The sequence below is a fragment of the Clostridium sp. C8-1-8 genome, assembly GCF_009928445.1.
Classification (GTDB): Bacteria; Bacillota; Clostridia; order Clostridiales; family Clostridiaceae; genus Clostridium_AR.
The window spans coordinates 1-24,287 of the sequence record NZ_JAABNO010000033.1; the positions used below are offsets into that span (position 1 = coordinate 1).

General features: G+C 31.1%; 22 protein-coding genes and 2 tRNA genes. 19 read left to right on the top strand and 5 right to left on the bottom strand.

Annotated features, from left to right (window positions below):
• Positions 1-124: 124 nt before the first annotated feature.
• The 5 genes from GXK57_RS22405 to GXK57_RS22425 all read left to right on the top strand — a co-directional run bounded on the left by GXK57_RS22405 (position 125) and on the right by GXK57_RS22425 (position 5,452).
• Positions 125-199, top strand: a tRNA-Asn gene (locus tag GXK57_RS22405).
• A 406-nt stretch (positions 200-605) separates the two neighbouring features.
• Positions 606-1,589: a polysaccharide deacetylase family protein gene (locus GXK57_RS22410; RefSeq protein ID WP_160680245.1), complete on the top strand. Its 984-nt coding sequence runs from the start codon at positions 606-608 to the stop codon at positions 1,587-1,589.
• 254 nt (positions 1,590-1,843) lie between these two features.
• Positions 1,844-2,530, top strand: a complete 687-nt coding sequence (locus GXK57_RS22415; protein ID WP_160680246.1) for a response regulator transcription factor — start codon at positions 1,844-1,846, stop codon at positions 2,528-2,530.
• 10 nt (positions 2,531-2,540) lie between these two features.
• On the top strand, positions 2,541-3,926 hold the full coding sequence (locus tag GXK57_RS22420) for a HAMP domain-containing sensor histidine kinase (protein WP_160680247.1): 1,386 nt from the start codon (positions 2,541-2,543) through the stop codon (positions 3,924-3,926).
• An 11-nt stretch (positions 3,927-3,937) separates the two neighbouring features.
• On the top strand, positions 3,938-5,452 hold the full coding sequence (locus GXK57_RS22425) for a hypothetical protein (protein WP_160680248.1): 1,515 nt from the start codon (positions 3,938-3,940) through the stop codon (positions 5,450-5,452).
• A gap of 86 nt (positions 5,453-5,538) precedes the next feature.
• Here the strand turns inward: GXK57_RS22425 and GXK57_RS22430 are convergent, their stop codons facing one another.
• Positions 5,539-7,401 (bottom strand): LTA synthase family protein, encoded by a 1,863-nt coding sequence (locus GXK57_RS22430; RefSeq protein ID WP_160680249.1) that lies wholly within the window; start codon positions 7,399-7,401, stop codon positions 5,539-5,541.
• Between the two features lie 419 nt (positions 7,402-7,820).
• Between GXK57_RS22430 and GXK57_RS22435 the strand changes: the two genes are divergently transcribed.
• Genes GXK57_RS22435 through GXK57_RS22450 form a run of 4 tightly spaced genes read left to right on the top strand, consistent with a single transcriptional unit; the run spans position 7,821 to position 10,034 of the window.
• On the top strand, positions 7,821-8,177 hold the full coding sequence (locus GXK57_RS22435) for a hypothetical protein (RefSeq protein WP_160680250.1): 357 nt from the start codon (positions 7,821-7,823) through the stop codon (positions 8,175-8,177).
• The gene (locus tag GXK57_RS22440; protein WP_160680251.1) at positions 8,161-8,949 is read left to right on the top strand and encodes a histidine kinase; all 789 of its coding nucleotides are present in this window, start codon (positions 8,161-8,163) and stop codon (positions 8,947-8,949) included. The genes GXK57_RS22435 and GXK57_RS22440 overlap by 17 nt, the downstream gene beginning before the upstream one ends.
• On the top strand, positions 8,942-9,310 hold the full coding sequence (locus GXK57_RS22445) for a response regulator (RefSeq protein ID WP_160680252.1): 369 nt from the start codon (positions 8,942-8,944) through the stop codon (positions 9,308-9,310). The genes GXK57_RS22440 and GXK57_RS22445 overlap by 8 nt, the downstream gene beginning before the upstream one ends.
• 4 nt (positions 9,311-9,314) lie before the next feature.
• Positions 9,315-10,034: a LytTR family DNA-binding domain-containing protein gene (locus tag GXK57_RS22450; RefSeq protein ID WP_160680253.1), complete on the top strand. Its 720-nt coding sequence runs from the start codon at positions 9,315-9,317 to the stop codon at positions 10,032-10,034.
• Between the two features lie 28 nt (positions 10,035-10,062).
• On the opposite strand, the gene GXK57_RS26415 is transcribed toward GXK57_RS22450, so the two are convergent.
• Positions 10,063-10,209: a CPC_1213 family protein gene (locus GXK57_RS26415; RefSeq protein WP_202127770.1), complete on the bottom strand. Its 147-nt coding sequence runs from the start codon at positions 10,207-10,209 to the stop codon at positions 10,063-10,065.
• A 255-nt stretch (positions 10,210-10,464) separates the two neighbouring features.
• On the opposite strand from GXK57_RS26415, the gene GXK57_RS22455 reads away from it, so the two are divergent.
• A complete protein-coding gene (locus GXK57_RS22455) occupies positions 10,465-11,451 on the top strand; it encodes an FAD-dependent oxidoreductase (protein ID WP_160680254.1) in 987 nt (328 codons plus the stop codon).
• Between the two features lie 148 nt (positions 11,452-11,599).
• Here GXK57_RS22455 and GXK57_RS22460 read toward each other — a convergent pair whose 3' ends face one another.
• Positions 11,600-12,250 carry a GDSL-type esterase/lipase family protein gene (locus GXK57_RS22460; RefSeq protein ID WP_160680255.1) on the bottom strand — a complete coding sequence of 217 codons (651 nt, stop codon included), beginning with the start codon at positions 12,248-12,250 and terminating at the stop codon, positions 11,600-11,602.
• 1 nt (position 12,251) lies between these two features.
• Entirely contained in the window at positions 12,252-12,878 is a 627-nt protein-coding gene (locus GXK57_RS22465) for a RusA family crossover junction endodeoxyribonuclease (protein ID WP_160680256.1), read from the bottom strand.
• Between the two features lie 192 nt (positions 12,879-13,070).
• Between GXK57_RS22465 and tsaD the strand changes: the two genes are divergently transcribed.
• The 9 genes from tsaD (at position 13,071) to GXK57_RS22510 (ending at position 22,775) form a co-directional block, all read left to right on the top strand.
• Positions 13,071-14,090 carry a tRNA (adenosine(37)-N6)-threonylcarbamoyltransferase complex transferase subunit TsaD gene (gene tsaD, locus GXK57_RS22470; RefSeq protein ID WP_160680257.1) on the top strand — a complete coding sequence of 340 codons (1,020 nt, stop codon included), beginning with the start codon at positions 13,071-13,073 and terminating at the stop codon, positions 14,088-14,090.
• A 14-nt stretch (positions 14,091-14,104) separates the two neighbouring features.
• Positions 14,105-15,145 (top strand): alpha/beta hydrolase, encoded by a 1,041-nt coding sequence (locus GXK57_RS22475; RefSeq protein WP_160680258.1) that lies wholly within the window; start codon positions 14,105-14,107, stop codon positions 15,143-15,145.
• Between the two features lie 90 nt (positions 15,146-15,235).
• Positions 15,236-16,573 (top strand): trypsin-like peptidase domain-containing protein, encoded by a 1,338-nt coding sequence (locus tag GXK57_RS22480; protein WP_160680259.1) that lies wholly within the window; start codon positions 15,236-15,238, stop codon positions 16,571-16,573.
• Between the two features lie 177 nt (positions 16,574-16,750).
• Positions 16,751-17,656: a BadF/BadG/BcrA/BcrD ATPase family protein gene (locus tag GXK57_RS22485; protein ID WP_160680260.1), complete on the top strand. Its 906-nt coding sequence runs from the start codon at positions 16,751-16,753 to the stop codon at positions 17,654-17,656.
• A gap of 1 nt (position 17,657) precedes the next feature.
• Positions 17,658-18,746, top strand: a complete 1,089-nt coding sequence (locus GXK57_RS22490) for a MupG family TIM beta-alpha barrel fold protein (protein WP_160680261.1) — start codon at positions 17,658-17,660, stop codon at positions 18,744-18,746.
• 190 nt (positions 18,747-18,936) lie between these two features.
• The gene (locus GXK57_RS22495; protein WP_160680262.1) at positions 18,937-19,551 is read left to right on the top strand and encodes a GNAT family protein; all 615 of its coding nucleotides are present in this window, start codon (positions 18,937-18,939) and stop codon (positions 19,549-19,551) included.
• 75 nt (positions 19,552-19,626) lie between these two features.
• Positions 19,627-19,701: transfer RNA gene (locus GXK57_RS22500), tRNA-Glu, on the top strand.
• Between the two features lie 422 nt (positions 19,702-20,123).
• Positions 20,124-20,606 carry a hypothetical protein gene (locus GXK57_RS22505; protein ID WP_160680263.1) on the top strand — a complete coding sequence of 161 codons (483 nt, stop codon included), beginning with the start codon at positions 20,124-20,126 and terminating at the stop codon, positions 20,604-20,606.
• Positions 20,607-20,795: 189 nt separating this feature from the next.
• A complete protein-coding gene (locus GXK57_RS22510) occupies positions 20,796-22,775 on the top strand; it encodes a hypothetical protein (RefSeq protein WP_160680264.1) in 1,980 nt (659 codons plus the stop codon).
• 260 nt (positions 22,776-23,035) lie between these two features.
• On the opposite strand, the gene GXK57_RS22515 is transcribed toward GXK57_RS22510, so the two are convergent.
• Complete coding sequence (locus GXK57_RS22515; protein ID WP_160680265.1) at positions 23,036-24,151, bottom strand: FtsW/RodA/SpoVE family cell cycle protein; 1,116 nt, start codon at positions 24,149-24,151, stop codon at positions 23,036-23,038.
• Positions 24,152-24,287 lie beyond the last annotated feature (136 nt).

Consider the following 24,287-nt stretch of genomic DNA (forward strand, 5'->3'; position numbering starts at 1 on the left):
TAAGCATGGTAACATGTTCAGCTGACCGATACTAATAGATCGAGGGCTTAACCAATAAAAATATTACAAAGTAAACTTAAGTGCAATTTTGAAAGAATAATCTTTCAAGATAATTTAATAATATTCCGCGGTAGCTCAATGGTGGAGCACTCGGCTGTTAACCGATAGGTTGGAGGTTCGAACCCTCTCCGCGGAGCCATTTGAATTTGTACATCAGTTATTTATTAACTGGTGTTTTTTGATTTTTTAAAAAGACTTATTACTACATAGTATGGCGAAAATTGTCACTTATAAAAATTATGTTGATAAAAAGATTTTATTATATTTTTTTATCACATAATTTGAGGTATAATAAATGTATATTCATTAAATTAATGTAAAAAAATACAATATAATTCACGCTATATATGTAAATTTAAAAAAACATCCAATAAAAAGGCAGTTAATTTACTTGATAAATGCATGATGTTACAAATTTGTAATTTTCTTTTATAAAAATGTAATTTGTAGAGATGAAAAATAGTTTATTATGTATATATGTTAGATTTATTTAGATATAATAAATCATAATATCCATACATATCGAAAATTAGGGGATGGTAGTTTTGTTTAATAACAAAAGAACAAAGATGATGGCTAGAAGAAAAAGACGCAGAAGGGTTAGTGTAGCAGTATTTACAGGTACATTAATAATAGCAGCAGGATTTACTGTATTCCATTATAGACAGGGTGTCTTAGTGAAAAAAGAAGTTGTACAAGCATCTGTTATTAGCGATGTAAAGAACAATGGTGCTAATATCGATAATACTAGTAAAACCAACAGTACTGATCAAGCTAATAGCAATAATAAAACTGATAGTGGTGAAATTAAGAGTAATACATTAAAAGAAATAAACAAAGAGCTTAGTGAAGACAAAAATAGTTATGATGCGGCACCTATACAGGATTTTATATCAAAGGGGATTAAGATTAATGATAATAAAAAAATAGCCTTTTTGACTTTTGATGATGGTCCTTCTACAACTGTAACACCTAGAGTCTTGGATATATTAAAAAATAATAATATAAAAGCTACCTTTTTTATAGTAGGTAATGAATTAGAAAAAAATCAAAAGGCAAAAGATATATTATTGGATACATATAAGCAGGGTAATGCCATAGGCAATCATACATATACACATGTTTATAAACATTTATACCCAAATGGAACTGTAGATGTGAATAATTTTATGGATGAAGTAGATAAAAATGATAATGCTCTGAAAGATGTTCTAGGTAAAGACTTTGTCACTAGACTGGTAAGATTTCCAGGAGGACATATGTCCTGGAAAGGTGTTGGAGCAACAGATAAGATATTTGATGAAAGAGGATATAAGTATATAGACTGGAATGTTCTAACAGGTGATGCAGAGGCAAAGCATAGGACTAAAGATCAGCTTTTCAATAAATATAAAGAAACCTTTAAAGGACAAAATAAGGTAGTTATTTTGATGCATGATACTTATGGAAAAGAAACTTCTGCAGAAGTTTTACAAGATATAATAACAGATTTAAAAAATAAAGGATATGAGTTTAAAACCTTGAAATAATGTACAAGCTATAAGTAGGGAACCAAGTATGGTATCTCTACTTTTATAGTTTTAGGATATATAATATAATTATATAAAATATTGCAAGTCAATAAAAAAAGGCTATGCTAATTTCAGCAATATTATTAAATATAGTCTAAAAATAAAAATTAATGATTTTTTAATTTATTGGCAATGAAAATAGTTTATTATAAGGCTAAGTTTAGAAATAAAAGATTAGATTATTATAGATATTTATGTAGGAGGATTAGCAAATGGCAAAAATATTGTTGGTAGAAGATGAAGATAGTATAAGAGGATTTCTAAAAATAAACTTTGAGAGAAATGATTATAATGTAATCGAAGCTCCAAATGGAGAAGAAGGAATAAGACTGGCACTTTTAGAGAAACCTGATATTGCGATTCTGGATGTTATGCTTCCAGGTATAGACGGTTTTAAGGTATGTGAAAGGCTTAGAAAGGAGTATCCTAACATGGGAATAGTTATGTTAACTGCTAAGGGACAAGACATGGATAGGATTATGGGATTAGAATTTGGGGCTGATGATTATGTCGTTAAGCCTTTCAATCCTATGGAAGTTACATTGAGAGTGAAAGCACTATTGAGAAGAATGGATGAAAAGGTGGACAAGAAGGACAGTGATAAATTAGTATTGGAACCTTTTGAAATGAATTTATATTCTCAGAAGTTATTTAAATTGGAGCAGGAAATAGATGTTACACCTAAGGAGTTTTTACTTATGAAGATATTTCTTGAGAACCCAGGTAAGGCCTTTAGCAGAGATGAACTATTAAATCTTGTATGGGGAGTAAACTTCTTTGGAGACCCTAAAATTGTTGATGTAAACATAAGAAGATTGAGATCAAAGATTGAGGATACAGCATCTACCCCTAGATATATAGAAACAGTATGGGGAACAGGTTATAGATGGAAGAAATAGGTGACAATATATGAGAAGTATAAAATATAAAATTACTATATATTTTCTGGTGGCAGTTTTTTTCACAGTTACACTGTTAGAAGTATTATTTATATTCTTTTTAAGAAGGCATTATTATGATAATACAGAGGCCTTATTAGTTAATCAGCTTAAAACTTCAGCAGACTTTTATAGAAAGTATTGTTATTCATCTTCTCTTGTTGATAATATATATGACAATGTGGATGTTTTTTGGAAGCAGACTAATGCTCAGGTTCAGGTTCTTGACTTAAATGGAAAGCTTATAGCTGATTCTATAGGTGTAAAAGAAGGAGCTGTAATTCATGATGATGATGTAAGAAAAGCCTTAAAGGGTGAAAAAGGAAGATGGATTGGAAGGGTTTATTATGATTCAAATGAAGTAATGGCAGTGTCGTACCCCTTAATGTCAGGAAATAAGATGGATGGGGTATTACGGTTTATTACTTCACTTAAAGAAGTGAACAAATCCATTCGGGCTATATCTATACTGTTTATATCCATAGGGGTAATGGTATTTATGATAGGCGTATTTTTAAGCTATATACTAGCCAATAGTATTGTTAATCCAATAAAGGAAGTTACGAAAGTTGCGGAAAGAATGGCAGTAGGAGATCTTTTAGTTAGAAGTAATAGTAAAAGAGTTGATGAAATCGGTAGTCTGGCCAATACTTTAGATTATATGGCTGAAGAGCTAAAAAAGAGAGATGAGTTGAAAAATGATTTTATATCATCTGTATCACATGAGCTAAGAACACCACTTACTGCAATTAAGGGCTGGGCAGTAGTTCTCAACAATGAAGAAACTGACAGAGCCATGCTTGATACTGGGTTTAAGATAATAGAAAAAGAGTCTGATAGATTGTCTGCTATGGTAGAAGAGCTTTTAGATTTTTCTAGATTTGTATCCGGGAAGGTTAAACTAAATAGAGAAGATGTAGATATAAGTCAGTTGATAGATTATGTTAATGTTTATCTAAGACCAAGAGCCGAAAGAGAAAATATAGAATTTAATGTTTATTGTGAGCCTGATTTACCTTTAATAAGTGCCGATTCTGGTAGATTAAAGCAAGTGCTTATCAATCTATTAGATAACGCCTTCAAGTTTACTGATTCACAGGGATCGGTTTTATTAAAAGTGTATAAAGTGGAAAATAACTTAAAAATTGAAGTAAATGATACTGGTTGTGGAATAAGTAAGGAAGAAATTCCAAGAGTAAAGGAGAAATTCTTTAAAGGTAAAAACTCAAAGTCTCAAAATGGTATAGGACTTTCTATATGCGATGAGATAATAGAGATGCATGGAGGAACTTTCCAAATTAGTAGTGAAGTAAATAAAGGAACGAAGGTACTTGTTACCATTCCTTTTGAAGCCTAAGGGTGAAGAATATGAAAAATGTGATTAAGATATTTGGAATATTGATATTAGCATTATATTTGACAGGATGTACAAGTATATCAGCTACACTAAAAGATCAAGGTGAAGTTATAGAAGCACCAAAGGTAAATAAACTAGATATAGAAGGTAGTTGGAAGATCACTAAGTATGAAATTATGGATAATACTATAAGTGATAAAGCGGAAGCTGAGGGGTTACTAAATAGCACAGTATCCTTTAACCAGGAATTAGCAGCTGTTGGTAAGAATTATTTGGCCAATCCTAAATATAAATTGAAGGTTGTTAACTTAAGATATTTTTTAATAAATGAATATAATTGGACTAACAGTAGTGATGCAATTAATAAAGACGTTGATGTGACCTCAGTATCAGATGATAATAACGTATTTAGTGATTTTATTAAGTTAGATTCTGTTAATGGATTACTTATATATAGAGGAGTGCTTTATACCTTAGCGAAGCTTGGTGATACAACTTTACATCAGAGTGAAGTTGGAGTAAATATAAAGTCTAGTGATTCTATAAACAACTCAAATGAAAATTATAATGATCCAGTAGGTGTATTGTTAGGCATAAAATCTGCTAGAGAAAATCTTTCTGGAGGAAAATATGGAGCTGCAAGTTATAGAACTATATGGGTTTCTTTTAGTGATAATAAATTAGGTGAAATAAAGAGTATAAGTGATTTGCTTGTACCTAGAGCGAAAGGCTTTTGGACAATAAAGCTTGATCATCTAGAAGAACGAGGAACTGTAAATGAAGAATTAGAAGTAGCACAATTAAACGAGGCCAAAAGACAAGTAAGTAGAAAGGTTATAACTAAACTTCCTAGTTATGATTTGTATAGAGATATACAGTTTATCAGCAATGACTACATAGCTACTCAGTATTATATAGGCAGCAATTTTAACAATAGTTATTATGCTGACCAGATGATGCCTATAGATAATACTAGATTTTCTAAAGGAATAGATATAGGAACCTTACTAGGTGAGGAAGCACAGAAAGCTTTTTACACGGCGTGGGATGAACAGGTCCGTAAGTTACCAAGCGCAGATAAAGAGAAATTGTACGTTTCAAAGCCTGACTATGAAAACTACACTATGGCAAGAAGAAATGGTCACTGGATATTACAGGGAAAGATAAGTGACAAAGATAAAAACAGTTCTAATGGAGTTTCTTTCAATATTAATTATCCACCTACTAAAAAGCTTATAAATCGTGATAAGTTGTTTGTACCATGGAATTCAATAAAGGAAGTTGTACCTTCAGCATATGATGCATATACAGCTTATAATGGAAGACTAGTATTTATAGTAACAAAAGATAAAGTAAGCATATATGAAATAAGTAAAGGTAAGATAGTAGCTCAGCCAGTAGGAAGTATTGATCTTAAGGCTGATGAAAGTATAGTTATGTGCGAGTGGGCCGTAGGTTATCAAAATGTAGATAGATGGTCTAAGGTTATAAACTCAGTTACCGGTAACTATGCAAAAAAACCATAATGGACTTTTCCATTATGGTTTTTTATTGCACTATATAACTCTAGTTAAAGTACAATCAAACAGTAATAAGTTTTTTTATGTTACATCTATTTCTTAAAATAATTACTCTTTATCATCTTGTCTGATAGTTGAAGAGATTTTACAGCTCTATCTTTATCGTCTGAAGAAATACTGCCGGTGCTCTTAAAGGTCTTATCTGTAAGTACAGCAAAGCTTTTGTTTGTTTTTAGAAGATTTCTTCCTAAAGCAGAGTTTGCATATTTATTTTCATCTATACCAAGTACATAAGCAATAGTAGGCATTATATCTATTTGACCACCGTAAGTATCAGATTTTAGTGGTTCTTTAAAGTTCTTTTGGTATATTATAAATGGCACAGTATGGTTACCATTATCTAAATACCATGGCTCTGGATTCTTTAGAGTGTTAACTTTATCATCATAGTATTTATGAACCCCTGTATGATCTCCAACAACTACGACAACAGTATTATCAAGTAAACCAGCTTTATCTAGATTATCTAAGAACAAGCCTATATGCTTGTCTGTATAATGGACACTCTGGAAGTAGCTTCCCATTATATTATCTTTTAACTCACCTGTTAGCTTTAACTCCTTATACTTGTCAGGAAGGTCAAAAGGACCATGACTAGTAAGAGTTACAACAAAGGAGTAAAATGGCTGCTTTAGACTTTGGATTTTAGGAACAACCTGTCTTAAATAAGTTCCGTCACTAAGACCTAAACCTATTTGCTCATCATCCTGATAAGAGTAATAGTCAAAAAACTTTTTAAATCCTATTCCTTTTAATCCAGCTGCATAGTTCCAGAAGGAACCTTTATCTGCGTGAATTGCGGCAGTATCATACCCCATCTCCTCTAATAACTTAGGAAGAGAATGATATGTAGTGTTAGGATATTTAAAGAATGTGCTTCCGCTTCTTAATGGAAGCATTGATGTATTAACCATTAAATCTGAGTCGGAGCTTGTACCTTCATTAACCTGCTCAAAGGTATTTGGAAAGTATATAGAGTTATTTATAAGTTTATTTAGGCTTGGAGTAATTTCCTGGCCATCAATCTTTTGATTTATAACAAAGTTTTCTAAAGATTCAACTTGAATTACTAATAAATTCTTATTAGCAAACACACCTTTGTACTTATTATCAGGAAGATTTTCTTTCTTGTCTGTAAAGAAATTCTCTATTCCTTTATTTTCTTCAGCTGTAAGTTTGTATGGCTTTGAATCTTTGTATACATTATAAATATCTAAAACGTGGTATCCAACTGCGGAAAAGTATCTAGCTGAATCCATAGGGTCATATCCGCTAAACATATAGCTACCACTGACATCTCTGTGAAGAATATGAACATTAAAAGGAATATAACCTATATATATTACTGAAATAGCAAAAACTATAGCAAAAGATTTTATACTACGCTTTACTTTTTTAAAATACTTTGAAGTAAAGAATATATATATGAATAAGATTATAAAATCTAGTATGAATACAGCATCATATTTGCTTACTAAAGAGAGTATTGTTCCAGACATATTGTCAAGGTTTGCAGTTTGAGTAACAACCATGACCGAAGGAACAGTTAGGAAACCTCTAAAGTACCATAAGTCAGCTATCATAAGTAATGTAAGAAATAAATTAATTACAAGCATATAGATATATTTGCCTATACCTTTAAATAGGAAGCCAAAGCTGAGAAATACAGCGGTAAAGGCTAGATAATATTTGAAAAAGTATCGAGCTTTATTATAACCTATGAAAAAGTTAAAGGAGTAAGGATCTTTATTTTCTGCAAATCCTAAGAAAAAAGCACCTTTAAAGGCTATTGAGTATAGAATAAGTATGTAAAAAATTGCCCTTATTATATTGTCTTTAGTTAATTTAGTGGAAAGTTTTTTTATAGACGAAAGATTAAGTTTACCAATTTTCATCAAAACACCTCATTAAAATAGTCTTCTTAACTCAAAAATTATATTATAACTAAAATTATAAATCAATGAATTTAGATAATTAATTTTTGGCATATATTGAAGTATTGAAGATAAAATTACATAATTCTACACAAAAATATATATATATTTATTATGAGTACAAAAATTTGTTGAAGATATCTCGTAATAATTATATTATATTAGGTAGATGAGTGGATAATATAGTATAACTTAAAAATAAGTTGGTAAATATGGTATTATTAACATAATAGTATTCCAATAACATAGATTTTAAGAGAATATTTAATTTCTATTCTATAAATAAGTAACTATTAGTGAACGATAATATATTATGAATAAATAGGGAAAAATTAAAAATTGAACTTACATTATAAGCTCTGGTTTTGAGAGGTATATAAATGATAACAGCAGGTAAAGTAGTTAGATTCTTTGGAGAATTAGGCGGATTGTCAACAGAGAAATTACTAGGCGCTGTAGGAAAATCAGCCTTAACAATAGGGGTAAAAGTAGAAAATAGTAAGATTAAAGGAATTGGGGATAAAAGTATTAAGCTAGGATATGTTGCTAGTGATAAGCTTTGCGCTTTATCCAAGAGTTCAGGAGAAAATGTAGATAATATTATAAAATCTGCTGAAGCTTCAATAAGGAAGTTAAAGGCTGGTGCATTTACTAAAGAAATAAGTATATATGGTGATGCCAAAGAAATTTATGGAGCAGAAAATTTTATTGAGGAAACCTATGAAGAAAAATATTAATTATAGTTTTTGTACAGAAAAAGTTATAAACAGTAAGAAATTAATTGATTTTGCTTTGTTATCAATTAATAGTTTATTTTTATATGTCTTTATAAAACAAAGATTACTTTGGGCTTTGTTACCAATTGGTGTTAATGTAGCATATTATTTATATAGTTTATTTGCATTGGATTACATAAAAAAGCATAAAAATCTAAGCGTTATAAAAAGAAAGTTACTTGATTATGAAACTCATACTTTATTTAATACGTTAAATACAATTTCATATTTTTCAAGAACAAATGATGTTATGGCTAGAAAACTAATAGTTGAGATAAGTACATATTTAAGAGAGATTTTGAAGGATGACAAAAAGGTAGTAGCAATACAGGATGAGTTAAAGGTGCTGGACACATATATTTATATTCAGAATATTAGGTTTGAAGGAAACTTTACTATAAATGCTGATATTTATGAGATTGAGTATGTACCAAGGTTTTTACTATTAAGAATGGTCAAGATGTCATCTAGATTTAATATACTTAAACAACAGAATTCGTTTGCAGAGTTAGAAGCTTTTATAGATAAAGACTTTGTATGTTATACATTGACATGTAAAAGTTTTGATGGCGAGTATGTAAATTATGATGAGTATGACAGTGATTTTACAAAACTTTTTAGACAACAAATAGAACTTGAGTATAATGGTACCTTGAAAATAGATATAGAAGAAAATAATGCAAAATTCGTTGCTTATATAAATAAATCTTTCTTAGGAGAAGTTGATGTATAAGATATTAGTTGTTGACGATGAGGTAAATGGTAGAAAGTTGATTAAGGAGATAATTGGAGAATATATAGATGAGGTTTGTTTCTTTGAGGCCTCCAATGGGAAAAATTCATTAGAATTAGTTTCTAATGATAAACCGGACTTACTGATTTTAGATTATAAATTGCCAGATATTGATGGTTTGCAATTGTGTAGGATTTTGAAAGAGGATATGAATTTAGATATCAAGACAATATTAATAACAGGAATGATGTACGAAGACCTAAAGGGTGATACAAAATATATAGATTCGTATATAGCAAAACCATATGATGAAGAAAATTTGATAAACATAATAAATACATTAAGGGATGTAAGGGGATAGAAGAATGCTTAAAATAATAATAATAGACGATGAAAAAATCGCTATTGAAGAACTGGCATTTGTATTGTCTAAGGATGAAGAGGTAGAGATTGTTGGTAAATACACTGATGTAAAGGTTGGAATAGAGAGTATAAGAGCCTTGAAGCCTGATGCAGTATTTTTAGATATATCAATGCCTGGAATAAATGGCTTTATAGCTGCAGAAGAATTTAAGAAGCTTGTTGATGATATACAAGTAGTATTTGTTACTGCACACGATAAATATGCTATTAAGGCTTTTGAATTAAATGCTTCAGATTATATACTTAAACCTTTTTCCGAAGACAGAGTATTATTGGCTATAAATAGATTGAGAGGGAAAAGAGAAACGGATAAAGACCACAATCACAAGATTTTAAAGAAGCTACCTGTATGGAAAAAAGACTCATTGATGCTTATAAATATTGAAGAAATACTGTTTTGTTATGTTAAAGAAGGTAGTGTATATATTGTCACTGAAAGTCAAGTATATACTAGTGAAGAAACCCTTGCCCAGGTTGAAACAAGATTAAAACAATTTAATTTTATTAAGTGTCATAGGAACTACATTGTAAACTTGGAGTGTATAACTAATATAGTGCCTTGGATCAATGGTACCTTTATCCTCAAGCTAAATGGAACAGATGAAGAAATACCTGTAAGTAGAAATTATAATAAGGCAATTAGAGGCGTATTTCATATATAAGGATTTAAGAGGGCTGTGAAAGGCCCTCTTAAATTTTAAAGTCTTTAGGATCATGCTCCTTAGCTTTAGGCTCTCCAAAAACTGATCTTGAACTTTCTTCTCTAGGATTATGGTCTACATGTATTTTCTTGTGCTTAGTTTCTTTATTTTGTTGTTGCTTTGATGCTTTAGTCATAAAGTTCTTACTCCTTTCAACTTTTATTAGCTAAGTTCTTTATATAGTTTGTTCATTTTTCTATTTTGTATGTGTTAGTATATAGGTTATTGTTTGCAATTAAGCTTATAAAAAATTAAAGTCTAGTTTAAGTCTTCTATGGCTTGTGAGATAACAACTTGAAAATATAGATTTAATACATATTAATATATCCATAAAAAAGGAATTATGATAAAATTAATATGTTTAAATATGATTTCCTAAAGAGGTGTTTGCATGTATCAATATGATTTGATTGTAGTTGGTGGCGGTACTGCTGGAATAGCAGCAGCTATTTCAGCTAAAGAAAAGGGGATAAAGAGCATACTGATATTGGAGAGAGAAAATACTCTTGGTGGTGCTTTAAATATATGTATACATAATTCATTTGGTAAAAAGATTCTTAGCAAGGAAGTTACAGGACCAGAATATGCTCAATTTTTGACAGATAAGGTGCATCAATTAGGCATTGAATACAAATTAGATACTATGGTAATCGATTTAAATAGAGATAAGGTTATTAGTTATGTTAATCCTGAAGAGGGAATAGTTGATATTAAAGCAAAATCAATAATATTAGCTATGGGCAGCAGAGAAAAGTTTACTGGTAATATAAATATTCCTACTCACAAGTTTGCTGGTATCTATACTGTAGGAACCGCTCAAAGGTTTGTAAATATAAGTGGTTTTTTGCCTGGAAAAGAAATTGTTATCTTAGGATCCTCTGATATCACTTTGATAATTGCTAGAAGATTACTTATTGAAGGTGCAAAAATAAAAGCTATAGTTGAGAAGAAGACCAATCTAAATGCAAGACAGGATAAGGTTAAAGACATAGTTGAGGATTTTAGGGTACCATTACTGCTATCTAGAGCTGTCCTAGATGTGGAAGGAAACGATAGAATAGAATCTGTTACAATAGCTAAGGTTGATGAAGAAGGAAATATACTCCATGAAGAGAAGGAAAAAGTAACTTGTGATTGCTTACTTCTATCAGTAGGGTGGATGCCAGAAAGCGACCTTGCAGAAAAGGCTAGAATAAAGCTTGAATCAAAGCAGAAGTACCCTGTAGTTAGTGAGAGATATGAGACTTCCATAGGTGGTATATATGCATGTGGTAACCTGATACATTCCTATGGATATGCAGATGACACAACACTTGAAGGCTATGAGGTTGGTAAATATGCAGCTGACTACATAAGTACATATTATAAAAGTGTATAAATTAATAGTTGATCTGACAAATCTATAAAGATGTGCCACTGCGATTTGAAAATATAAGTTTTAGTACGATGTAGTAATAGAAATTCCAAAAGGAAGATGGACAAAAAAACTTCACTGAAGAATATGGCTTCAGTGAAGTTTTCTACTTTTATAGGTTAACATATTCTATTAAAATATTGTAGATAATTTCATTTGCCTTTGAGGTTAGATGAATGCCATCAATATAAAAATCATTGCTTAAAGGAATAGCCTTACTTAGATCTATCACTGGTAACATAACCGCTGTGTCTTTATTTATAGAATGTAAGGGCATTAATTTGTATTCAGTAATTACTTGTGAAGTAGTTAAATGCTCTTCATTAATAAGATGAATAGCTTTTAAGTTTTCCTTAAGTAAATCAGGCATTGATAGTATCTCGTCATTTATGTAGTTATAATCTATTGAAGAGTACCATCTTTGTTCTGCTAGTTCTGGTAGTGAACATGGTGGAGTCATAACTATAGGAGCAATATTGTTTTGTACACAATCCTTTATCATACAGACAATATTGTCTATAACAGTTTTTATATTTCTTCCAGTCAATAAATCGTTAGTGCCTGCCATTATTATTACTGCATCTGGCCTTAGTTCTATACAGTCTTTATAAAAGCGGCTTAATATACCTACAGTAGTATCACCATTAATTCCTTTATTGATTATTGTATTGGGTGTTGAGGTGTTAAGAAGGCTTACCCATCCTTTAGCTGGAGCAACTCCATATCCATAGGTTAGGCTATCGCCAATACAAATTATTTTCATTTTAAAATCCTTTCCCTAAACAAGATTTACATATTACTGATTTACCCTTATTAGCGGTAATATAATCATTTCCTTTTATTTTTTTCTCACATATGGAACAGCAAAGACTTGTGTCGGAAGTTTTAGTTTTTTTAGTGGTATTATTAATTAGAGCATTGGCTTTATTCGAAGGTGGACCGTATATTATCTTTTCTAGAGGTTCTACTCTTTTTTCTATCTTATACTCCACAGAGAATTCACTTTCACCAAAGAGTTCTAGTTCAAATCTAGGATTCTCCTTATCATAGAACTCCTCTATAATTATGTGCTTTATCTGAGCATCATTTACTATCAAGCCGCTTTTTTCAATTCCGTCAAAGATACTTTTTGTTATATTATTGGTATCAGGGTGGCGCTTAGAGCTTTTGTAGTATACCTTTAAAATCGCTATTAAGCCTTCAGAAAGGATTGTATTAGGATTTTGAGCTCTAGCTTGTAGTGCTATCTCTTCCTCGTATAATGCATATCTATCATGATACTTACCACTGTTGTATGGCAGTATAGCCCTTCCGTTGGTGTTGAATAATTTAAAATTTGATTTGGATATAGGTGATCCTTGTATTACAACTTTTGCATATGACATATCCATTAAAATCTGGTCCCCTTTTTACTTGTCTTATAATAATATATTGTAAGCTAAGTAAAGGCGTATTACAAATGCAGTAGTGCGCATATATTACAATATTATTAAGATTGTTGTTTTCCAGCACTAATTCATTGATAATACATTGTCAATAAAGTATAATATCTAATGAATTTATTAAAAAAAGAGGTAATAAATATGAGTAGAACTTTAATTTTAGCTATAGAAAGTAGTTGTGATGAAACAGCAGCATCAGTGGTTGCTGACGGAAGAGAAGTCCTTTCAAACATAATATCATCACAAATTGATATACATACAAAGTTTGGCGGAGTAGTGCCAGAAGTTGCATCAAGAAAACATATCGAGGCAATAAACTCAGTGGTAGAAGAGGCTTTGAAGGAGGCTGGAGTAACTTTAGAAGAAATAGATGCAATTGGGGTTACATATGGGCCAGGGCTTGTAGGAGCATTATTAGTTGGATTACAGTATGCAAAAGGTCTAGCTTATTCACTTAACAAACCACTTATAGGAGTTAACCATATAGAGGGGCATATATGCGCTAATTTCATAGAACATAAAGATTTAAAACCACCATTTGTGTGCTTGGTAGTATCAGGTGGGCATACATTTATTGTTCATGTTAAAGACTTTGGTAAGTTTGAAGTTATAGGAGAAACAAGGGACGATGCAGCAGGAGAAGCTTATGATAAGGTGGCTAGAGCTATTGGACTTGGATACCCTGGTGGACCAAAGATAGATAAGTTAGCAAAGGAAGGTAATCCAAAGGCTATAAACTTCCCAAGAGCAAACTTTCACGATAATACCTTAGATTTTTCTTTCAGTGGAGTGAAATCTGCGGTGCTTAATTACTTAAATAAGATGGATATGACAGGACAGGAAGTTAATAAGGCAGATGTAGCGGCATCCTTTCAACAGGCTGTAATAGATGTATTAACAGAGAATGTATTAGAAACTTGTAAGAGAAAAAATGTTGATAAGATTGCCATAGCAGGAGGTGTTGCTTCTAACAGTGCACTTAGAAGGGAATTGACTGAAAACGCTGGTAAGAGAGGAATTAAAGTATTGTTTCCAGCTCCAGTTTTATGTACAGATAATGCTGCAATGATTGGAAGTGCAGCTTACTATGAATATATAAAGGGAAATATAGCTTCAATGGATCTAAATGCAAAACCGAACCTTAAACTTGGTGAAAGGTAATTAGGTGAATTTACATGAGTTTTATTCCTTATTCGAATAGTTTTCGTAAAATAAAATTGAAAGATCCTATACATCCGTTTAAAATAATAAAGATTATATTTTATCTGATCATAGCTCTTATAGTAATTGGGTTTATATATAAGGTTGTTGATACTAAAATAACTGATGCTAAGATAAAAGAAAAGGGTAAGTACTTAAGAATAGGTGGTAAAAAGTTTACCTATGATGTATATGGTAGTGGGGATTACACTGTCATCTTCGATGGTGATGCAGGACTTAGCATGGCTCAGTGGAGAAATGTTGTTAGTGGATTAAATGATGGGTTTGACGGAAATATATTTGTATATGATAGAGAAGGCTATGGGTTTAATGATGGAAGTTCTAAAAAGACTATAGAAGAGCAGGCAAAAGATCTTAGGATGATATTAAAGAAAGCTGCAGTTAGTGGACCTTATATACTAGTAGGTGAAGGTTATGGAAGTCTTGTAATGACTAACTTTGCCAAAGAGTACTCTCAGAGTATAGCAGGAATGGTACTTATAAATCCTATAAATGAAAAGTCACTTTCCGACAAGAATGTTATTAATGTATATAACAAGCTTATATTAAAGGAAAGATTGTTGTATGGCGGCTCTTATATTGGAATAACAGATGTTTTAAATAAATTTGGCTTATTAAAGGATAATAAAAATTTTATAGACGAGCTTAATTCTTATGATAAAGAGGCGTTCTCTTACCATAGACTATGCAAGAACTATAATGGGGCATATTTAAATGAGCTTAAGAATCTAATAAGTGTAAAAGATACTTCTCAGGAAGAGGGGCTTATCAATGATAGACCACTTGCCTTGCTTTTGGATGAAAGTAAGGATGTAAATATGCAGAAGGAACTTTCAAAGCTATCAAAATCACCGTTAGTTGATGAGAAGTCTGTTAATTCTAACGGAAAGATACTTAGTCAGTCTAATAGTGAAACCATAGTGAATCAGATTAAAGCTGTAGCCAAAAGATATAAGCAAATAAAAAAAGCTGAGCAGCAAAATAATAAGCAGTAAAAAAGTATTATTTGTCATTAAATTGTCACAGAAACACCGTATTATAAGATCATAGAGATGAGATAAATATACATCAGGAGGTAATTATAAATGGATAATTTTAATGATGATTACAAAAATAAATTTACAGATAATCTAGACAATAATAGTTACGGCAATAATTATAACAATAATTTTGATAATAATAGTGGAAACCAAAGTGATCAAAGTTTTGTATTTGTAAATAATGATACTCAAAGAGAGGTTAGTAAGCCTGTTACAAACTGGCAAACTGTAGATTATACACCACAGCAGAATAACAACACTCCAAAGAAAAAGAAGAGTGGTGGCAAGGTAGCTGCCATTATTGCAGGAGCATTGGTATGTGCTGTACTTGGAGGTGGAGTAGGTGCTGGAGCAGTGTACTATCTAAAAGACGGTAATACAGGATTAGCATCTTCTAGCAATGGAAGCGCGGCTATAAAGAAGGTAACATATGACCCACCAAAGTTTTCATCTTCTACAACTGCCATGAGCGTAACTGATGTGGTTAAGAAGGTTGCACCTGCAGTTGTAACAGTATCAACCAAGAGTATAGTAAGCTCGGAGAACTTTTTTGGTCAGAAGCAAGATCAGCAACAAGAAGGTGTAGGTACTGGATTCTTCATAAATGAACAAGGTTATATACTAACTAATTACCATGTTGTATCCGGTGCAACTCAAGTTAAGGTAACCCTTAGTGACGGAAAGGAATTGAATGCAAAAGTTTTAAACTATGATTCAACTCAAGACCTAGCAGTAGTTAAGGTTACTGATAGCTTTAAGGTACCAGCAGTGGCAGAGCTTGGAGATTCAGATGCTATTCAAGCTGGTGAAGAAGTTATAGCTATAGGTAATCCATTAGGAAAAGAATTTGTTGGAACAGTTACAAAAGGAATAGTAAGCTCTCCAGCAAGAACTATAACTATAAGTCAAAAGAAGGCAACTTATATTCAAACAGATGCTGCTATTAATCCTGGTAACAGTGGTGGACCACTTATAAATTCAAAGGGACAGGTAATAGGAATAAATACAGCTAAGACTTCTGAAGAAGGTGTTGAGGGTATAGGTTTTGCAATTCCAATAAATCATGCTAAGGATAGCCTAGGAACTTTATCTCAGCCAAGATTAGTAATAGGTGTAGGTGTAACAGATGTTACAGCTGATTTATCAAAGGCTTATGGATATCCAATAGGAGTTTATGTTAAGAGTGTAAGTGATTTCTCACCAGCTCAAAAAGCAGGAATACAGAATGGTGATGTTATAACAAAGTTCGATGGAAAAGAAGTTAAGACCACTGAAGAACTTAACAAGGCAAGAGATACACATAAATCTGGGGATAAAGTAAGTATAACAGTTGTTAGAGACGGAAAAGAAGTTAATCTACAATTAACATTACAAGCTCAATAATAGGGTTATAAAAACCATCGTTACTACTAAAGCATTTGGTAGTAGCGATGGTTTTTATTTTTAAAACTATTGATAACAATTACATATAAAGTATTGATAAAGAATTTAAGGAAATATATCATATAATTAGGAATAAAAATACATAGATATTTATTTGAATATGAAGGGATTAGGATTATGAGATATGTTATAGGTGTTGATGGTGGAGGTACAAAGACTGAAGCAGTAGCTTTTGATATGAATGGTAATATACTTAAAGCCACTATAAAGGGTTTTGGTAATCTTTTGAACGATAAAGAGAAAGCCTTAAGCAATATCAAGGATGCTATAGAAGAATTGACTAATACCTTAGGAATTGATTGCTTAGAAGCTATATATTTAGGACTAGCTGGTTCTGAATTTGGAGATATTTCATCGTTGGTAGAAGAGGAGCTTATAAGTAAATTTAATACCACCTGTAAGGTTATGAACGATGGTGAGTTGGCTTTAAAAGCCTTACTTAGAGGAGAAGATGGCATACTAACAATTGCAGGTACTGGTTCAATATGCTTTGGTGTAAAAGATGGACAGCTAGAAAGAGCTGGTGGTTGGGGAAATCTTTTAGGCGATGAAGGAAGCGGATATAAGATAGCTATTGAGGCAATTAAGCTTATGATTCATGATAATGATTACAATTTACCTATAAGTGATCTAAGTAGTAGTATTTTGAATTATTTAAATATAGATGATGTGGATAAAATCGTAGATTTTGTGTATAACGCAACAAAGGATGATATTGCAGCCTTAGCAAAGTTAGTATCTGAATGTGCAGTGGCTGGTGATGAAACTTCTAAGAACATACTAGTAACAGAGGGTATAAACCTTGCCAAAACCACTGAATGTGTATATAACAAACTTGGTTTTAAAAAGTGTAATATAGGTCTAGTTGGAGGCGTGGTAAAAAAATCAAAAATACTTAGAGCAGCCTTTGAAGAATATTTATCAGCTAATATAAAAGTACTGAATTTTATTGATGAGGATATGTCACCTGCAAAAGGTGCTTATTATATTTATAAAAATCATTTAAATGAGGGGGACAAGTAAAATGAGAAGATTAGGTATATCGGTTTATCCAGGACATCAAAGTAATGCTGACATAATAAATTATATAAACTTGGCAGGGAAGTATGGTTTTTCAAGAGTATTCACCTGTCTTATTTCCACCAATAAAGATATAGAGGAAACCGTCGCTGAATTTAAACAGGTAGTGTCTGTAGCAAAAGCAAACAATATGGAAGTAATAGCAGACCTAGATCCTACTGTATTTAATAGGCTAAATGCTAGTATACATGATCTAGGGATATTTAAACAAATGGGTCTTGATGGTATAAGACTTGATATGGGCTTCAGTGGAATGGAAGAAACCCTGATGACTTATAATAAATATGGACTTAAAATTGAGCTTAATATGAGTAATGGAACCAAATATGTTGATAATATAATGTCTTACAAACCTAATTTAGAGAATCTATATGGATGTCACAATTTCTATCCGCATATATACACAGGTTTATCCTATGACCATTTTGTAAGCTGTTCAAAACAGTTCAGAGAATTTGGTATTAGAACAGCTGCTTTCGTGAACTCTAAAGCTGCAGATCATGGACCATGGCCAGTATCAGAAGGTCTTTGCACATTAGAGGAACATAGAGCTCTTCCTATAAGCGTACAAGCTAAACATCTATTTGCTACAGGACTTATTGACGACGTTATAATAGCAAATGCCTTTGCATCAGAAGAGGAACTAAAAGATTTAAGTGAATTAAATAAGGATATGATAGAGCTAGAGGTGGAACTTGAAGAAGAGATATCAGATTTTGAAAAGAAAATTGTTCTTGAAGAGCACCATTTTAATAGGGGGGATGTGTCAGAGTACATGGTAAGAAGTACGATGAGCAGAGTTAAGTATAAAGGACAACCATTTCCTCCACACAATACTGTAGATATAAAAAGAGGAGATATATTAATAGACTCGGATCTTTATACAAGATATGCAGGAGAACTTCAGGTAGCATTAAAGCCTATGAAAAACTATGGTAAGACCAATGTAGTTGGACACGTAGTCCAGGAAGAGCTGTTCTTATTAGATTATCTAGAACCATGGAAAACCTTTGGATTTAGAGTGAGAAAGTAAAGCTGTAACACTTCAATTAAATGTTTATTTTCAAGGCTCCCCTTGGTTTATGAGAGGGACTTTGAAAAATATAAGAGTTACTGCTAAGGGGTACATCTGAAGGTGTACCTCTTAACCATTGTTTTAAATAAAGGTTCTAAAGTATTAAGTACTTTCATATAGATAAAAAAAGATTCTAATGGAGGTTGTCATGCCTTTACTTGCACGTTTTAAGCTTAACAATGTTGAAAATGTATTCAATGATTATGTAGAACTAGAAACAGAAGATTATAAGCTTAGAAAACTAAATAAAAATGATGCAAGGGACATAGTAGATATATACGAAAACAAGGACATAATGACATACGATAGAGCTTTATTTATAAAAAGTGAAAGTAAAGCAAGGAAGTTTATTGAAGAACTCAATGATATGTATGAAGATAGGGAACGTATAGACTGGGCTATAGAAGATAAGAAACTAGAAAAGGTTATAGGGTTGGTAGCGCTGTTTAATATTAGTGTACTTGATTCTAGAGCAGAGGTTGGCTATGTACTAAACAAAGATTATACCAATAAAGGTATAATGCAGTACATCTTAAGATGGATAGTAGACTTTTCTTTTAATTTTCTTGGTATACACAAGTTAGAAGCTAACATAAATGCTCAAAATGCTCCATCTATAAAGATTTGTGAAAAGATAGGCTTTGAAAGAGAAGGCTGTAGAAAAAAGCAGGTTTTTGATAGAAAGACTGGAGAGTATAACGATAACTTTACTTATGGATTAATCAATGAAAATTGGGAGATTATATTGGAAAAAATAGAATAATAAGCAGTATTTCAATAAATTTTATAAAAAAGTGTTGCAAAAAATAAAATTAGTGGTACAATATTATTTGTACCTGGCCCGTTGGTCAAGTGGCTAAGACGCCACCCTCTCACGGTGGAATCAGGGGTTCGATCCCCCTACGGGCTACCAAAATAACTCTTAAAGCTTATATATAAAGGCTTTGAGAGTTTTTTATTTGCGTGAAAAAAGATGTGAATTTTGACTTTTAAGAACAATTTAACTCCATTTCAAATCCAAAGTTATTAGGTGTAATACGCTACTATAGTATTAGGCTTAATTCTAATAATTCTAAGGTATCAACGGATTTTTTCCCGTATAAGACACGAAATGTTATAAAAGCATATAAAAAATGGTTATCATGTCACCTATAGATTTATAAACATATAATTGAACTTTTCAACAGCTTTCAGCTTCTGTTTGAGGATATCAATCACATTATTATTAAAGTAAAATCTAATGAATGGAAAATAATTTATGTTGTCATTTAATAATAGAAACTTGTGAGTGAAAAGTTTTTAATATATACTAATATTACAATTGGAGGTATTATAATGGTTATTATGAAAATAATGGGTATTGTAATTTTTAGTGTAATTTTTGTTCAGTTAGCAACCTTAATTCATGAAAGTGCTCATGCCTTAAGCGCTCTTATATTAACAAAGAATAAAGTAGATTTACTATTAGGTAGTTTTGATGGACCATTAATTAAAAGTTTTTCAATTAAAAGAATAAATATAAGAATATATGGATTTAATCCCCTATTTGGAGGGATTAATTGTTTTCTTGAAGGCATTAGGGATATATCAAAAGTAATTATATATTTATCAGGACCACTTATTAGCTTGTTAAGTGGTATTGTGTTACTTATAGTGATCAATATTACTAACATAGAAATATTAAATTATTATGCGGATTACATGCTTATACAATTTTTTATTACTATACTTCCAATTAAATATCCTAAAATATTTTTCCATTATTACAATAAAGAAAGTGATGGATATAATGCTATTCGTATTATAAAAAAATTATAGTACAAACAACAAATAAACTTAATGATCTCGTTTGGTGTATTAGCATAACCGCCTTTGTCTTCTCTGACACATCTTTTGAGAATGCAAAATGAAGATTAAGACACTGGAAATAATATGGAGTCATATTTTTGGGCATAGAAGGGCAGAAAAGGTAATATATTTGAATTCTAAATTGTTTAGGGGGTTACGATGAGGAGACTATTGCTAGCATTATCTATTTTTATTTTGATTTTTGGAACTACAGTAAAAGCTGAAGAGAGCAAAAAAGTAGTATTTTCCAAAGATGAAACTAGTTTTTTGGAGAACATAGGGTATTCATATGATAATAAAGTTCCTTTAGTATTTAACTATGATTCTTCTGATGATCATGCTAAACATTTTACTTCTTTATATAATGGAGAAGGATATGATTTGAAAAGTAGTGATACAAGGTTGGGGAGCAAAAAAAGTGATGAAGCTATATTTTTAGATACTGACGATATGAGAGTCAAGGCTTTGGCTGCGCAAATAGGAACTAAGCTAAAGTATGATTTAGTATTTGATAGTAAGCTATTGAGTCAATATTCAAAAGTCATAGTTTTTGATACTAAGCAAGCTTTTAATAAAGGTACCAACATAAATATTAATGTAGTATATAGGGATTTTCAAAGTATATATGATTATTACAATAAGGTAATAGATAGTACCGATTATACCATATATGTAGAGAGTGAAGATCTATCAGCCTTAGCTGCCTACATGGCTTGTTATAAAAATGCTAAGTTAACTTTTCAATTGCCTAGTAAGCTAGAAGGAAAGTATTTTCTTTGGTTTATAGACAGAGATAAGTATTCTAAAGATAGATATATAGAAATATATAATAAGCTGAAACCAACTTCAAAGCAAGGAATTGGTGTAATTACAGGCAATACTACTGGAGATATAAGCTTGTTTATAAATAGGATATTATATTATAACAAATTGAGTACTTCTAAAGATGTAAGTTATATTGATGGGCTTGGAACGAAGAATAGTACAAGTTATTCAGATAGTGGATGGAATGTGAATAATATAGTATTGGAAAATTATCAAGACGATAAGTTAAATGAAAAGTTAAGTAATTCAAAATATATAAATATTTTCACTCATGGAGCACCTAAGGTACTTTTAGGAATAAAAGATATTCCTGTATTAAGAGCTTCAGTTGTGGTTACTGAAGCGTGTAGTACTATGGAGAGTCTGCCTAATGATTCTGTTGCTATAGATTTCATATCAAAGGGTAGCGTAGCCTATATTGGTTCTCTAAAAATAGGAGGAACTTCAGGAGTTAGTGGAGATACTTATTTGCTATCTAGTAGTTCTTTTACTCTAGGAAACTTGATAACATTAAATAATGATTCGATTATGGATGGAAACGATAAGGTTCCAAGAGCAGTTTTATTGGGCGATCCATCCTTTAAACTTTTTGATAACATTATAAAAGGTGACAAAACACTTGATCTTCCCTTCAAGAGTAATGATGATTTGATTGTTCCAATTAACTGTAATGAAAAAAATAGATCTGCAGAAATAACAAGTTTAGAAAAGAAGTATAATATTTTATTAGAGGATTTTAGTAATATAGATAAGAACATTAAGCTATTACGGATAAAGAATATAAAAAGTGGAGAAGTAAACTTATCTACTAAAGTACCTTTAAATTTATTAGTAGATAAAGCAGGTAGATATATATATGATAGTATTAATGCTGTAAGTGAGCAATTTTTAAAAAATAATACTATAGCTTTGATGATGATTGTGGTTCTTATCATAGCTCGGTTTAGAATCAAAGATAATCTTAGGATATCAGTTAAGTATATTGCATTTCTAGTTTTATCTGTTGGAGTATTATTCTTACTTGATAGATTTTTTGATGTAGGATTTGAAATAAAAAAGCTAATTTTGTATGCAATTCTAATTGATACATTTATGACCTATAAGTCCTTTAAGAGTAAGCTTATACTTCTAGTAATAACTATATTCATACCTCTTGCTATTATTTTATCCCTAGTAGATAAGATAAGTCTATTTAACCTTGGAGTGATTTTGGTTTATAGCTTATTTCTATTACTTTACAGTGTTTTGTTGGATGTTATATATAGGAAGGTTATATGTGATTATAAAGCTAAACACAGTGATAACTCTATATAATTACTATTCCCTATAGTATATATAATAGTATAATAGCCTTCTAAGACAGAATAAAAAATTCGATATGTTAAGAGGTTATTAATTAAGTGTTTTATCCTAAATAGAAAATTGTAAAAGATAAATATTAGAGAGAGATTCTAAGTGTTAGTCTGTTATAAAGGAGAGTATTGTTGTCATATTAGACTTTAACAAAGCTGAAGATAGATTAAATCCAAGGTTTAAGATAACTTATAACCTTGGATTTTTTTATATTGCTATATTTAAAAGTTGATTGACTTTTTTCTCATTCCTATATTTAAAACAAGTCCAATTCCAATAAAGTATGAAACCATAGAACTGCCACCACGACTTACAAAGGGGAGGGCTATTCCTGAAACAGGCATGATTCCAATGGTCATACCTATATTCTGTAGTATTGAGAATAGAAAAGCTGATACAATTCCAATACAAATCAGCGAACCAAACCTGTCTTTAGAATTTCTAGCAATAAGTACTATTCTCCAAATGACCACACCATATAGTACCAAAAGAATGATCTCACCAGTAAATCCGTAATGTTCACCTAATGCAGAGAATATAAAATCAGTGGAGTTTTCAGGGACAGTAGAACTTATATCACTATTCTTCAAACCTTTGCCTACCATACCACCTGAACCAATAGCAACTTCGGAGTTATTAACTTGTAGGTTCATTCCTGTGATATCTTGGTCAGGGTTTAAAAGAGCTGAAACTCTGGACTTTTGATAAGATGGAATCAAATTTGTGTTCCATATAAGGATAAATGAAACTATAACTACTAATAAACCAGAAAGTAAAATTTTTACATTAATTTGAGCTAAATATAAGATACCTAAAACCATGGAAAAACATACTATTGCCATTCCAAGGGCCGGTTGCATTAGTATCAATACTGTTGGTATAACTGAATAGAGCGCTAATAAGGCTAGATGCTTGAACTTATTAATATCATAATCCATCTCTTCTATTTTCTTGGCAAGCATAAAAATTAATGCAAGCTTGGCAAATTCTGATGGAGCAAAGGTGTTCTGGCCAAGTGTTATCATGGCTTTAGCACCCTTCACTGATCTACCAAGGACATCGTTAAGTAAAAGAATGATTACACAAGCCCAATAAAACAAACCTATGTATTTACTAAGTATTTTATAATCAAAGGATATAATAACATATACTATGGCAAGTCCAATAAGTAGCCAAAGAAATTGTAATTTTGCATATCTAAATCCGCCGTTTTTATATGTAATACTATAAATATTTACTATTCCTAAAAGAACTATTAGTACTATTGTAATTATTAGAGTAAAATCTAGTTCTTTTAATAATTTTTTATCAATTCTTAAGTTTTTAAGAAAAGTCATATTTAATACCTCAACAAGTTCATCATATATTTTAAAAATTTAAATTGGTATACAAGCTTTTTGGTAAAGCAAAACTATGTAAATTATTGGATTGAAGTTCGTTATAAGATTTAATGACCTATTAATTATAAGGTAT

Coding starts and splice junctions, on each gene's coding strand:
- GXK57_RS26415 (WP_202127770.1), bottom strand. CDS start 10,209: ATGACTAAAGCATCAAAGCAACAACAAAATAAAGAAACTAAGCACAAG.
- tsaD (WP_160680257.1), top strand. CDS start 13,071: ATGAGTAGAACTTTAATTTTAGCTATAGAAAGTAGTTGTGATGAAACA.
- GXK57_RS22515 (WP_160680265.1), bottom strand. CDS start 24,151: ATGACTTTTCTTAAAAACTTAAGAATTGATAAAAAATTATTAAAAGAA.
- GXK57_RS22460 (WP_160680255.1), bottom strand. CDS start 12,250: ATGAAAATAATTTGTATTGGCGATAGCCTAACCTATGGATATGGAGTT.
- GXK57_RS22445 (WP_160680252.1), top strand. CDS start 8,942: ATGTATAAGATATTAGTTGTTGACGATGAGGTAAATGGTAGAAAGTTG.
- GXK57_RS22490 (WP_160680261.1), top strand. CDS start 17,658: ATGAGAAGATTAGGTATATCGGTTTATCCAGGACATCAAAGTAATGCT.
- GXK57_RS22475 (WP_160680258.1), top strand. CDS start 14,105: ATGAGTTTTATTCCTTATTCGAATAGTTTTCGTAAAATAAAATTGAAA.
- GXK57_RS22495 (WP_160680262.1), top strand. CDS start 18,937: ATGCCTTTACTTGCACGTTTTAAGCTTAACAATGTTGAAAATGTATTC.
- GXK57_RS22510 (WP_160680264.1), top strand. CDS start 20,796: ATGAGGAGACTATTGCTAGCATTATCTATTTTTATTTTGATTTTTGGA.
- GXK57_RS22455 (WP_160680254.1), top strand. CDS start 10,465: ATGTATCAATATGATTTGATTGTAGTTGGTGGCGGTACTGCTGGAATA.
- GXK57_RS22480 (WP_160680259.1), top strand. CDS start 15,236: ATGGATAATTTTAATGATGATTACAAAAATAAATTTACAGATAATCTA.
- GXK57_RS22440 (WP_160680251.1), top strand. CDS start 8,161: ATGAAGAAAAATATTAATTATAGTTTTTGTACAGAAAAAGTTATAAAC.
- GXK57_RS22420 (WP_160680247.1), top strand. CDS start 2,541: ATGAGAAGTATAAAATATAAAATTACTATATATTTTCTGGTGGCAGTT.
- GXK57_RS22425 (WP_160680248.1), top strand. CDS start 3,938: ATGAAAAATGTGATTAAGATATTTGGAATATTGATATTAGCATTATAT.
- GXK57_RS22450 (WP_160680253.1), top strand. CDS start 9,315: ATGCTTAAAATAATAATAATAGACGATGAAAAAATCGCTATTGAAGAA.
- GXK57_RS22485 (WP_160680260.1), top strand. CDS start 16,751: ATGAGATATGTTATAGGTGTTGATGGTGGAGGTACAAAGACTGAAGCA.
- GXK57_RS22505 (WP_160680263.1), top strand. CDS start 20,124: ATGGTTATTATGAAAATAATGGGTATTGTAATTTTTAGTGTAATTTTT.
- GXK57_RS22465 (WP_160680256.1), bottom strand. CDS start 12,878: ATGGATATGTCATATGCAAAAGTTGTAATACAAGGATCACCTATATCC.
- GXK57_RS22435 (WP_160680250.1), top strand. CDS start 7,821: ATGATAACAGCAGGTAAAGTAGTTAGATTCTTTGGAGAATTAGGCGGA.
- GXK57_RS22430 (WP_160680249.1), bottom strand. CDS start 7,401: ATGAAAATTGGTAAACTTAATCTTTCGTCTATAAAAAAACTTTCCACT.
- GXK57_RS22415 (WP_160680246.1), top strand. CDS start 1,844: ATGGCAAAAATATTGTTGGTAGAAGATGAAGATAGTATAAGAGGATTT.